The sequence below is a fragment of the Marinobacter sp. ST-43 genome (assembly GCF_030541085.1).
GTDB lineage: Bacteria > Pseudomonadota > Gammaproteobacteria > Pseudomonadales > Oleiphilaceae > Marinobacter > Marinobacter nauticus.
The window spans coordinates 16,022-28,670 of record NZ_JASSVO010000025.1; the positions used below are offsets into that span (position 1 = coordinate 16,022).

A 12,649-nucleotide genomic window follows, 5' to 3' on the forward strand; every position below is an offset into this window, starting at 1 on the left:
CAAGTGATTAAAATGCCAAAACCAGCCTGGAAAGTCGGCTGCGCCTACCCGGTTAACTCAATCACCATTAACTGGCAGAGAGCGGCGACGCTGGATAGGGCAGAGCTTGCCGTTCTGTCACCGGAGTTGAATCGCCTAATGACAGGCAAGTTGGTAGCAACTGCATCACCGGACTGGCCAGCCATTCTTTTATACTCCCAAGCGCGCTGGGACGCGCTGTCTGAACAACTTTGGGCATTGCCGAATGACAATCCAGAGGCCCGGAAAGTACAGCGTCGAATGCTGGGGAATGCTCAATATTTCGACGTGACAGAGCCCCTGATGCTCGAGCAGCCATTATCGGAATTCGGAGGCTTCACTAGCGAAAAAAACCGCTATTGGCTGGTCTCTTTCGATGAGACATCGGCGGAACTCTGGCCTGAACACAACCTCATCAGTATCGCCGAAACTACCAAGCCGGAGGAGAGTCGCCTGATTCAATTCATGCGAGTCGAGAGCCGGGACCACCAGGGCCGAACGATCGACGACATCCTCGCCTTTGATGACTTCTGGCTGGAGCACACCCACGATTTTGTGCAGTGGCTGTTTCCCATTCCAGAAGCCAGTCGAGCCAATCCGATGGCGCCGATACTAACCCAAGAAGATTGCGACGTTTTCAAACGCGATAGCGATCTAAAGCAGCAACAGAGAAAGGCGCTGGATCGAATGCTCGCTTTCTATGGTCTTGTCCGCCGGAATGGTGTGATAGAGGCCCTGCCGGACCTAAACCCCAGGGACCACATCTGGTTGAAAGCGGGTGGCCATAATCACCTTCGCATTACCCGCATCATCCGGAGCCTGCACTACTGCCATCAGCCTGAATTGGCGAGGGTGGTTCAGGAGGCGTTCATAACTCTTGGGCAAACCCAGGGCTACGTAAATGAAACCTCCATCGGCTACTGGCGCAGCGCTACAAAGTAACCTTGTGAGCTCGAATCGGTTTGTGGAACACGACTGAATTAATTATTGAGTCGAGGCGAGCAACGGCTTCCTGTCCATTTCCGAAAGCGACGAGGACAGCGGTGTTGCGTTTCGAACTTGGCATGAGCCACCAGGTTTCTGAGTAGCTGCGTTTGCGCGCAGACTGGGATCTTCTGCTGAATGTCGGCGATGAAGACGAGACCGGCGAAGCGGATATCAACGTATTCTCCGTTGGCCCCGAATTCCGGTTCTGAGACCCTATCAATTCAGGTGCGCCAAGGCGTGCGCACCTGAATCAGCCCATATTAGCCACCCCAAACGGAATATGTACCATCGGTACATTGCCCGCTTCAGATTCCAAGTGGGATCGCTGATCATCAAAGAACATATGCGGCTTTAGCACACTCAGTATCCTGTCCTTCTTCATACCACCCAGGAAGAACACCTCATTGGCATCTACGCCCCAGTGCTCCAGAGTCGTGATCACCCGTTCGTGGGAAGGGGCATTGCGGGCGGTGACAATGCCGGTTCTGACAACACGCTGATAACTCGGGTTGGCCTCTACCGCTTTGTCTTCCAACTTCTGGAGATGGGAGAGCTTCCGGAATAAATCAGCTAACGGGCCCGGGCTGTGCGGAATGTGGGAGCGGGTGGTTTCGTGTTCCTGGAACTCTTCCAGAGAGCCAGATTTATAGACCTTTTCCGATGCATCATCCGCAATCACACCGTCGAAGTCGAAAGCAATCCTCAGCTCTGTATCGCCTTCATCGTCCACCACCTGACTTGGCAATACTGTGCCGGCAGGGTGCCCGTAGTCGATGGCCTGCAAAACGTCATTCTCGTTAGCTGACAAGAACAGCGAAGCGTTGAAGGCGGGAATGTAGGGGTAGGGTGACTTGCCCTCCAGAAAAGCAGCACGGGTTATATCCAGGCCGTGGTGGTTGATCGAGCGGAACACTCGCTTGCCGGTAATCGCGGAGTTGCGGGAGAGCAAAACCACCTCAACAGGAGATTTATCCGGGAACCGTTGGTTAATGGCCAAAAAACGCCGGACGAAAGGGAAAGCAACGCCTTTCTCCAGCGGAGAGTCCAGGTTCGCTTCCTGGTATTTCCGGTAGGCCTTTTCGCCCTGGGTTCTAAAAACATGGTCGGAGTTGGATAAATCGAACAGAGCACTGGACGCTACCGCTATAACCAGCTTGTCTTCTATCGGGTAGGGCATAGTTGAACCTTTGAGCCTCCGTCGATCGTTTCCGGCTTCGCAAGACACGCAATTTACCATAGCCGGCGGTTCTCCTCAGAGCGACCGGATATGTCGCATGGTCGCGTTAGATTAAACCGAGATTGAGGGAGGGCATAACGTGATCAACAACTTTAAAACGGATCTCACTATCCGGGTGGCCGCAACGTCACATAACGACATCCTCACAGCAATGGGCTACGTGCGACCTACCACTGCGAATCGAAAACGCCTTCAACGAGTATTGGAATGCCCTGACTTTGGTCTCGGTGAGGGCGGATTCGACTTCAAGTACAGCAGCGAAGATTTCCTCGGGGCCCTTTGCCGCGCAGTTGGTATGGAGGAGCCAGTGGTCGAACAGCGTATCGCAAAGCTCACTACCCGTTTGGAGGAGGAACGGCGTGCTTTCAAGCCGTATATCTGGATAGACACTGGTTTTACGCGAAAAAGCCAACCGTTATTCGCTTTGGCAGCATGCGACGACCAGCGTTATCTGCGGTTTGTTGAAGGGTTCTGGCGCTACTCATTAACTGATCAGTTAGGCGAGACCCAGAGTCGCATTCGGGCGCATGTCGCTGAAACGGGGGGAGAACTTGGCATCTGGGGTAAGATCAAGCAGTATTGGTTTTATTACGAAAAGAACGCAGCCTACCTTTTTAACCTGCGTGGTGAAGTGGTTGGTAAGCGGTGTGGGGCAGAATCGGTTGGGGTAGTCAGCGGGCGCCAACTGGGCGTCATTAAATCAGTGGTGCAGTCAGCCCAGCAATAACGAATTCAAAAGGAAATGAATGATGTATGACTTGATAGGTGACATCCACGGCCACGCAACCGAACTCAAAGCCCTCCTCACCAAAATGAATTACCGTGAAATAGACGGCGTGTGGCAGCATCCCGAGCGAAAGGTGATTTTCTTGGGGGACTTTGTAGACCGCGGCCCTGAGCAGGTGGAAACCGTCAACATTGCGCGCAGTATGGTCGATAACGGCCAAGCCCTGGCAGTCATGGGCAATCACGAATTCAATGCCGTGGCCTGGGCCACGGAAGATCCGAAGAGTTCTGGTGAGTACCTGCGCCCCCATACCGATAAAAACCTGGACCAACATCAGGCGTTTCTTGAACAAGTGGGTGAGGGTAGTGAGTTGCACCATAGAATGATCGAGTGGTTCAAAACATTGCCCGTGTATATGGACTTGCCGGGTTTACGTGTTGTGCATGCATGCTGGCATCAGGAACATCTGGACGTTATTGGTGAGTACACTGATTCGGAAAACCGCTTGCTGCCCGAGGCGTGGGAGCAAACGAGCAGGAAGGGGAGTGATGCCTATGAAGCCATCGAGACTCTAATTAAAGGATTGGAGATCCCTTTGCCGGGAGATCACCATTTTTTTGACAAAAATAACCACAAGCGAAGTAACATCCGGACTAAGTGGTGGCAGCAGGGCGAGTTGACCTATAGAGACCTCGCCATGGTTCCCGGAGACGCGATCGACCAGATACCGCATTTGCCGGTTGCCTCTCATGTCTTGCCAGGCTACGACGGTGAGAAGCCTGTATTCGTCGGTCACTACTGGATGAAAGGCGAGCCTGCGCCGCTGAATGAGCATATTGCATGCTTGGACTACAGCATTGCAGGTGACTCTGACGGAAAACTATGCGCTTACCGGTGGGATGGTGAGCGTGAACTCGCCAAAGAGGCTTTTTGTTACGTCAGCCGTTTCTGAAAAAAGAAAAATCGATAAAAAACAGGGTACCAAAAATGGATTTTGTCAGTTTGCTTTCGCACCTACTTCCTGACTTTACTGCTTTATCAAACGGCACACCACAAGGTCTAGCAACGCTGTTTTGGCTGCTTATGATTGTGATTTTTTTGGTCGCAGTCATCGCAGTTACTCGTCATTTTCTGCGTTTCAAAGGCAGGTTGGGTTCACTCAGAACCCTCATCAGTGATCAAGACAAGAAATCACTCGCGAGTAATCGTCGTGAAGTTCTGCAGAGAGCTCTGGGCTTAAAGCAAGAGGATGTTGGTAAGGTTTGGCGGGAATTTGATGAGAGCCTGGTGATTTCGGGCGATCAGAAGGCGCTGTTTAACACCCTGGATGCTGATCATTTCTTTAACGCCAGAACACTTGCGCCTGGCCTTACAGGAAGTCGTTTGCTTGCCGCGACGCCAAGCTTTTTGGTGGCGATCGGTGTCCTAGGGACTTTCGTGGGTTTAACGGTTGGCCTGGATAGCCTGAACTTGAGCTCCCGCTCTGACATCCCGGAACTGCGTGATGGTATTGATCGACTAATTCAGGGGGCGACAGTTGCCTTTATGACCTCTGTTTGGGGTGTGGGTCTTAGCCTACTACTCAATATGGTTGAAAAGTTTATGGAGCGCTCGGCGCTATCCAAGATTAAGTCGGTGCAGCAAGAGATCGATTTTCTCTACCCAAGAATACCGGCAGAGCAGTCTTTGGTTCACATCGCCGATAGTAGTCGGGAGAGCAAGGAGGCACTTCAGGAACTTCATGAGCGCATAGGCGATCGGTTACAGGAGAGTATCAAAGGCGTTTCTGATTCGATGGAAGAGGCTTTTACCACGGCGTTAAACAAGATTATGGCGCCTGCCATTGAGTCTCTGGTCAGTAACGCAAGCCAGCAGTCCACTCAGGTTCTCGAGCGGTTGGTAGGCGATTTCGTTGAGGGCGTTAGCGGGGCAGCAAAAAACCAGGGGGCATTGCTTGAACAGGCGGCTTCCGACGTGAACACTGCTGTCACTGATATGAGCCACCAACTTGGAGAGCTCTTCACAAAACTCAACGAACAGCAAGAAAGACAGCTTGAGAATTCACGGCAACAAGCCAGTCAATTTGACGACCAGATTAGTCGGGTTGCGGACTCCGCATCAAGCAGCCAAAAAGCGTTGGAGGACAAGTTCGGTCAGCTGATGGCTAGTTTCTCAGAACAGGTCGAAAGACAACTGGAGGCTGCCGATAAGAGAGCTGAGAGGGCGTCAGAAGGATCTCTGAAACGCGAGCAGAAAATGGAGCAAATGTTCGCGGATCTGACCGGTAGGACAATGGAAAGTCTCAAGTCACAGATTGAGGCGGCAGATGAGCGAGAAGGTCTTAGGCAAGAACGTTTCCGAGAGCAGAATGAACAAGTCGCCGAGCAGCAGCAACGTCTGCTTAATGAGATTGCGGAATCTGTTAGAGCAACGCAAAAACAAAGCCTGCAATTAGCTGAGCAGCACCGAGAAACTCTCCAACAACTCGCTAGTGTTACCGGTTCCATTTCCGAGAGCAGCAAACATCTGGATAGTAGTGCAAATCAGCTTGGCCTACTCAGCTCCCAGGTAAAACAAGCCACCGACCTATTGGGCACCCGTATGTCGGAGGTTTTATCAGTCATAGAATCTGCCGGCGAACAGAATGCATTGCTTTCAGAACGACTGAGCGAACAGTCTAGACTGCTTGAAGGGCTCCAACGGTCGATTCAAGCTAGCGTAGAGCAATATGGCAATGCTGCAAAACTAACAAACGAAGGTTTCGCCGAGCTCAAACAGCACCAACAGGAATGGCTGAGATCAATCAAAACTGAATTCAGTGGGTTATCTGAGAATCTAGCCAACCAGGTTTCTGGTATTGAAAAACAGGCAGAATCCTGGCTGTCGAGTTATTCCACACAGGTGAACCAACAAATCGAAGACCGCATGGACAAATGGAATAACAGCTCTCGGGCTTATGCCGACTCCATGCTGCGGGTGGTCGAGAATATGAACAGTATTCTTGATGAACTGGAGACCCGCTAATGGCACTGCTCCGGTCTCAGAAGCACGTGTCGGTAGACGAAGAAAATCCTTACTGGATGTCTTTCTCCGACATTATGTCTGGATTGTTGGTTATTTTTATCCTGGCCTCAGTGATCTTAATCCTCCAGTTGATGGAGCTGCAGGAGGAAGCAGAGCAAGAGCGGGAACGTTTACAGGAACAAGTAGTAGAAGTAGAGGAAGAGATTAGGCTGCTTCGAAAAGCGGAGAAGGTTCGAAGAAATATTCTGACAGAGGCCGCAGAGATTCTTCAAAAGCGCGGAATTCAGGTCGAAGTTAGCGAAAACAGTACGGTTCTCAGGATTCCAAACCAGCTGTTAGGATTTGATACTGCTGCTGACCAAATCGGCCAGCAATATCAGAATACCGCTCGCGAAATCGGTGAAGTGCTCCACCAACTCATTTCTAAAGAAGACCGGTCCGATTATCTGGACACCGTTTTCGTAGAGGGGCATACCGATAGCAGGCCGTTTACCGGACGGTTGTGTGGCGAAAAAGGTAATTGGTGTTTGTCTACATTCAGAGCTATCTCACTCTGGCAATTCTGGGAGCGCTCACTTGAGGAGCGTGCCAAGTTGAGCAGCCTGAAAAACGGCGAGGGCAAACCACTTTTCTCCGTGAGTGGGTACGCGGAAACCAGGCCTGTCGTCGAAAATCAGCGTACTGCAGATGACTATAGCAAGAATCGTCGAATTGATATTCGATTCACTATTCGACGGCCCAGTAGCGAGGACTATGAAAAGGTTCGAGCAAAGGTAGATTTAACGAAATGAAGCTGCCTCAGCCCCCGCAACTTAAAAAGGAATGGCCGGAACACGTTCAGTCTGGCTGGTCTAATCTCATTAATCAGGCCGAAAGTTTCGCTCAATCAGCGGGAAGTGGCAGTGCCTTTGATTTGATGTGTCAAAGGATAGTCAAAGCAATTAATAATGGCGACTTCGGCGACGTTTATGATGCCTTGGAGAAACGCCTGGGCGCAAGAGCGCTAACCTGGCTGTGGTGTAACGACGAAAAAATTCGGAAAATCAGTTGTAGACAGTCAGTTATAGAGGCGTTGGTGGAGGCCCAAAGCCCTAGGCTTACCCGAACAACCTTCCTGCAGTTATGCCAGCTTTATTTTCAGGAGTTTGACCACCTTGAAAGTATAGAGCCTGGACTTTCCTCTAAATTAGAAGCGGTACTCCGGGCCCAAAGCAAAAAACAACCTCGTCAGACGCACAAGCACATGTCGAGAGATCCTGTTGCGTCGATCAAGGAGAATGTCAACTGGTTGATCGGCAGTGAGGGCCCCTCCTATTTTTCTCGACAGGTCCGTGAAAGTGGCCAGGAACTTGAGCAAAAGTTCGCTGCGCTTGGCTTGGTCGGCTATGACCAAGGGCGGTATGGGGACCTATGCCGGGCGCACTACTATATTGAGACTCTCAAAGAAGTGGAGCTCGGCCAGTGGGATCCTATTTTCGACGAGCTTCTCAAACCGTCAGTCAACCGCGCTCCTTTTGGAGAAGGCAAAAGAATCGGCCACGCAGCTTTGGAAATCCTCATAGATCGAGCGGGCTCAGAAGTCTCAGAAGCTTGGCAGGATTTCGTTCTGGGCGTTGCCGGAGATCCTCGAATCAACAGTTCCGCTACGAATTATCAGGAATGGTGGAAGCCTTTGGGGAGTGCTCGCATAGAGAAAGTGCGAGGATGGCTTTCGAGAGAAGATCTCAAACTCTTTCTACAGGCCTTGGAACAGTATGGAATCGAAAGTGGGAAATCCGATCTACAGCGGATGTTTCCCGCTCGAAAACGTTTTCTTGAAGGGCTCTACAATCAGAAGCTTATTCGCAACACACGGTTGATGCTGGGGCGGTCAGCGGAAGGGATTGTTAAAAGGCTTCTTGGCGATGAGATAAAAACCAATTTTGCGATTCTAGAGAGTGGGCTAGCGGATAAAGCCATTATCTACGTTGATTGCGGTGATTTTTATCTTGTGGAAGGATCCCATATGTTCAAAATTTGGGTGTATCTTGCACCTCCCGGGAAGATCGTTCCATCGTATGACCATTCATCATTTACCCACGCTGAGCTGACTCGCATAACACCCTCCCAGTACACTGCTATGTATGACTTGCCTTATGAGGCCGTCACTCATAATGGAACATGGCAGTCCAAGGTAATCAATTTCCTTGCGGAGCAAGGTGTTGAACTCGATATAGAGTCCCTGCTTAGCCCAGCAGAATATCGAGGTCACCTCGCGATACATGGTTATCCGGTAGTGAAAAAGCCAAAAGCCAGTATTCCGGAGCCGAAGGAGTTGCCTGGACATCTGGAAGTACGCAACCGTCAGCGAACCCACAATCGACCGCCTCCAAGTTTTCAGGAACTTTTCTCAAAGAAACGACCCGAAAGTGCTACTGATCGCTTTCTGAGGGGTAAACCGTCAATAACTGCGCATCAACGCCGAGAAGCTTATTCTCATACAAGGCATAGAGGCCAAGAGAACAATACAGAATACTTATCTGATCACCACAAAACGGTTTTAGGGTACCTGGCGCACAATCCAAACGCGAAAGCTCGACATGTCGCTGCTCTTTTGGATGTCCCGCTCAAGGAACTCGTAGCGATGTTCGCAGGCCCCCTTAAGCCGTTTGTTTTGAGAAAAGATATTCATACCTGGGTGGTAAAGCCAGAATTCATCAATAAGTTCAAATAAAAAAAGGGATTTTATGGGCCTTTTCGATCTTCTGCGTTCAATGGTTTCAGATGAGAAGGAGAATGTCTCTGCGCAAGCAGGTTTTGAGCTGCGAGCAGACTCCTCTGGCGTATTGTTCTTCATCGAGCCCACAAAGTTTGACGAACTCAAGCATGGTCAAGGGCCAGCTTTTCAGAAGATGCAGCTGATTGCCCTTCGAATGCTTGAAGAGCAGGGTTATGCGGAACCTATGGCGAATGGTTTCCACATCGGCGCTGAGAATATCGCAGGGCTTGATGATGAGCAGGCGGAGGTTCTGAGCTTACCCCCAAGGTTTCCCGGGAGTTTTCACGCTGAAATCAATGGCCGTTCAGGAAATAGCGGATTTCGCGTTAATGTCACCGCGATGATTGATGGTCAAAGTGCGCCGTTTTCAAGGAAAGGGCCTTTTCTGAACCTCACGTCGACAGAGACCTATCGCCTTACTTCCCCAGAACTGTTTGCACTTGAGGCCTGGGAGCATCATCAGCATTTGCCTCCAGATGATAGAGGCGAAGGAGCGAATCTTCGTTTAATGGCTGAGCTTCAGACTGCTCAGCGTAATGGAATGAATCTGGACTTGGGGCATTTCCAAAAATTGGATGTTGTGGTGCCGGAGGGTATAGGCGTTGTCGCAACCAAAATGCCCGATGGCAGCCTCTTCCTTGGCCCAAGTCTTGGTGATGGATCGACCCCTGAAGAACTGGGCAAAAGGTGGGATCAACTCGATTTCGATAAGGACACCGGCGGTGCTCTTCGAATAGGAAAGCGGGTAGTTCTGTTGGAACCAGAAAAGGTAGCGGCGGTAAAAGAAGTATTTGGTAACCGAAGGATTCCTGCGGACAAAGTGCAGGAATTTATCGAAACCCCTGGCGCGTTCCTAGACGCATCGCTGGTCAATCTCGAGCTTGGTTTTTCGGTGCGAGTTGAAGGTGTTGGTAAGCTCCAGCATATGGAGTTCGGTGAAGCGGACGCCAAAAAACAGGACTGGTTTGCACTTGATAAGCTGCCCGCGTCTCCCGAGTCTCTGCCCAACGTTATTCAGTCAGAAGAAGAGTTGGCTCAATTCCAAGAGGCAGTGGACGCAGCGTGGGGGCAGGGTGCAGACACCCTATCTTTTAATGGCGAAACCATCGATATCTCAGATCGAAACGCCGTTGGATCTCAACTTGAACAAATTACTGAGAACCTGCGAAACCCATCAGGCATTGATGAACCGCAGATCAATGATACTCCAATCAAAGAAGAGAAGCTCAGTCTTGTTCTGAAGGAAGCCGAAGAGCTACATCAAGAACTTCGTCAAAAGGCCAGAGAATCGCAAGGCGAGGCGGAGCCTGACTGGGGTATGTATGCGCGGCAGCCGTTCCCTCATCAAAAGGAAGGGATTTCCTGGATGCTGAGCCTGATCGAGCAGGCTCGGAGTGAAAAATCCGGTGACCTTTATCGTTTACAGGGTGCTTTGCTGGCGGACGATATGGGTCTTGGTAAAACGTATATGAGCCTTGTCGCCGTTGGCGAATATTTGCGGCGACAAAAGGAAGCGAGTAAGCAGCAGAAACCGATATTGGTCGTTGCTCCTCTTAGCTTGCTTGAAAATTGGGAGGATGAAGTAAGAGTTACCTACAACGGCATTCCCTTCAAAGACATTGTCGTTCTGCAGTCTGGGCGGGATTTGGCGAAATACCGGGTAAAAGGCGAAAAGCGAGAAGCGGCGCAGATGGCAGCGATTCTGGATAACGATCAGGTCTTAGACGAAGATGCCATTCGTTACGCATTGCACATAGGCCCCGACGCGGGCACCAAACGACTCGATCAGGAGCGTCGACTGGTACTTGCAACTTACCAGACACTACGCGATTACCAGTTTTCCCTTTGCAGAATCGATTGGGGGTTAGTGATTTTTGATGAAGCTCAGAACATCAAAAATCCCAATACCCTTCAAACAAGAGCAGCAAAAGGGCTGAAAGCAGACTTCAAGTTACTGGCGACAGGTACGCCAGTAGAGAACAGCCTGGGGGATTTCTGGTGTCTTATGGATACAGCCCAGCCTGGCTTGCTCGGGAGTTGGACCACTTTTCGGGATACCTGGATAAAACCGATACTCGATGCAAATGAAGATAGCCGCGATTCAGTTAGAGTGGCGTTGGGGAAGGAATTAAGGGATGCCGTAGGCCCGTTTATGTTACGCAGGGTAAAAGAAGATCAGCTCTCTGGCTTGCCAGCCAAGACCATTCGTTGCGGAGTGCCGCAGCCTGATCAAGGTAACGTTGTTTACAGCCAGGAACTCACCAGCACCATGGAGGGTTTCCAACGACGGGCTTACGAAGACGTTTTGAGAGAGTATCGTGCGCAACAAGCAACTGAAGACATGCGGGGTAAGGCGCTTTCTGTGCTGCAGCAACTCAGGGAAATCTCACTCCACCCGCGTCTTCGACACGAAGCAGAATTGGTTACCAATGATGCCCGATCCGCGAAAAAGGTGATGCAGGAGTCAGCCAAGTTGGCGGTCCTTCTTACTTCTTTGGACGCCATTAGGACGCGAGGCGAAAAAGTCATTCTGTTCATGGTTACCAAACGTCTGCAGCGTCTTCTTAAACTTTGGCTTGACCAGATATACGGCCTCGACATCGCCGTTATTAACGGTGATACCGCTGCCGTCTCAAAAAAATCAGATGTGCTCAGCCGCAAGCAACTGATTACGCAGTTTGAGGCTAAAGACGGATTCAATATTCTGATCATGTCTCCGGTAGCAGCTGGCGTCGGCCTCACCGTTGTGGGAGCAAATCACGTAATCCATTTGGAACGGCATTGGAATCCTGCAAAAGAAGCCCAGGCATCGGACAGGGTTTATCGGATTGGTCAAACAAAGCCGGTCAGCATCCATCTGCCTGCGGTTCTACACCCTGAGTACGATGCGTTCGATGTTCACCTGGATAGATTGCTACGCGGAAAACTGATGCTGAAGGATGCAGTGGTGACGCCTGAAGCTGTTAGCGAGAATGAGGTTCTCAAGTCGATGGGACTTTAGATCGCAAGCTTGCGTTGGTCGGAAAACCGATGAAGGGAATCAACTATGCCTAAAGAGAAACACGAACTAAATAAGAATTGGGATGCGGGCGCGAAACCTATTACTCGTGGTTTAATTATTGACCAGCCGTGGATCGATAAAATTCTCAAGGGTTATAAAACCTGGGAAATGCGAAGCGCCCGAACAACAATTCGAGGCCCTATCGCCCTGATCGAGAAGGGTAGTGGGACCATTGTTGGTGTTGGTTCAATTCTCGATTCCATCGGCCCATTGTGCTTTGAAGAAATTTTTGAGAACGAGATAAAACATAACGTTGGCCCGGAGATCTATACCCGAGATGACTACAAGTGGAACCACGCCTGGGTATTGGGCGACGTCTTGCCCCTTGTACAGCCAATAAAATACCAGCACAGATCCGGTGCAGTAGTTTGGGTCGAGTTAGATACCGTAGCGATAGAAAATCTACAGGCTGCGTTAGTCGAAATTTTTTCAACGGCACAAAACGTCGGTTCTCATTCCAAATCCGCAAGTGCTGAGCAGAAGACGTCGAAGATACCCTTTGCAAGGGATGGCAGTTCATTCTGCATAAATCTCTGCAACAGAGATGGATATTTTACCGTGGGTGAGAAAGGTTCCGAGCAGCGTTTTTCCAATTATTCAGCTGCATTGGAGTACCTAAAACGGATGCCAACCGCAAAATGGCGCAGGCCAAATCCGAAAGGCAACTGGGGAATAGTAAGCGCTATAGGATGGCAAGATGCCACAACAACTACTGACGGTAGTGATAGCCACCAGAATCCTGTGAGTGATTAATCGACAGGGAGTGGAGTCTTGCTTCTGGTTGTTTTGAACGGGAGGAAGTCCCAGCTGACCTACCCGCAACTTACCCGCGAACTG

At 50.5% G+C, this 12,649-nt stretch carries 9 protein-coding genes; 8 read left to right on the forward strand and 1 reads right to left on the reverse strand.

Features of this window, described 5'->3' with window-relative positions; translation table 11 throughout:
• Nucleotides 1-12 precede the first annotated feature (12 nt).
• Entirely contained in the window at nucleotides 13-960 is a 948-nt protein-coding gene (locus QPL98_RS17895; RefSeq protein ID WP_303293714.1) for an opioid growth factor receptor-related protein, read from the forward strand.
• A 295-nt stretch (nucleotides 961-1,255) separates the two neighbouring features.
• Here the strand turns inward: QPL98_RS17895 and QPL98_RS17900 are convergent, their stop codons facing one another.
• A complete protein-coding gene (locus QPL98_RS17900) occupies nucleotides 1,256-2,182 on the reverse strand; it encodes a 5'-nucleotidase (RefSeq protein ID WP_303293715.1) in 927 nt (308 codons plus the stop codon).
• A 139-nt stretch (nucleotides 2,183-2,321) separates the two neighbouring features.
• Here QPL98_RS17900 and QPL98_RS17905 point away from each other — a divergent pair, with 139 nt between their 5' ends.
• Genes QPL98_RS17905 through QPL98_RS17935 form a run of 7 tightly spaced genes read left to right on the forward strand, consistent with a single transcriptional unit; the run spans nucleotide 2,322 to nucleotide 12,565 of the window.
• Nucleotides 2,322-2,969, forward strand: coding sequence for a hypothetical protein (locus QPL98_RS17905; RefSeq protein WP_303293716.1), 648 nt, complete (start codon nucleotides 2,322-2,324; stop codon nucleotides 2,967-2,969).
• Nucleotides 2,970-2,988: 19 nt separating this feature from the next.
• Nucleotides 2,989-3,921 (forward strand): metallophosphoesterase, encoded by a 933-nt coding sequence (locus tag QPL98_RS17910; protein ID WP_303293717.1) that lies wholly within the window; start codon nucleotides 2,989-2,991, stop codon nucleotides 3,919-3,921.
• Nucleotides 3,900-5,993 (forward strand): anti-phage ZorAB system protein ZorA, encoded by a 2,094-nt coding sequence (zorA, locus tag QPL98_RS17915; RefSeq protein ID WP_303293718.1) that lies wholly within the window; start codon nucleotides 3,900-3,902, stop codon nucleotides 5,991-5,993. The genes QPL98_RS17910 and zorA overlap by 22 nt, the downstream gene beginning before the upstream one ends.
• A complete protein-coding gene (locus QPL98_RS17920) occupies nucleotides 5,993-6,784 on the forward strand; it encodes an OmpA family protein (RefSeq protein ID WP_303293719.1) in 792 nt (263 codons plus the stop codon). The genes zorA and QPL98_RS17920 overlap by 1 nt, the downstream gene beginning before the upstream one ends.
• On the forward strand, nucleotides 6,781-8,706 hold the full coding sequence (locus QPL98_RS17925; protein WP_303293720.1) for an EH signature domain-containing protein: 1,926 nt from the start codon (nucleotides 6,781-6,783) through the stop codon (nucleotides 8,704-8,706). Before QPL98_RS17920 ends, QPL98_RS17925 begins: the two co-directional genes overlap by 4 nt.
• Nucleotides 8,707-8,719: 13 nt before the next feature.
• Nucleotides 8,720-11,752 carry a DEAD/DEAH box helicase gene (locus QPL98_RS17930; RefSeq protein WP_303293721.1) on the forward strand — a complete coding sequence of 1,011 codons (3,033 nt, stop codon included), beginning with the start codon at nucleotides 8,720-8,722 and terminating at the stop codon, nucleotides 11,750-11,752.
• Between the two features lie 45 nt (nucleotides 11,753-11,797).
• Nucleotides 11,798-12,565, forward strand: coding sequence for an ASCH domain-containing protein (locus tag QPL98_RS17935; RefSeq protein WP_303293722.1), 768 nt, complete (start codon nucleotides 11,798-11,800; stop codon nucleotides 12,563-12,565).
• Nucleotides 12,566-12,649: the final 84 nt, after the last annotated feature.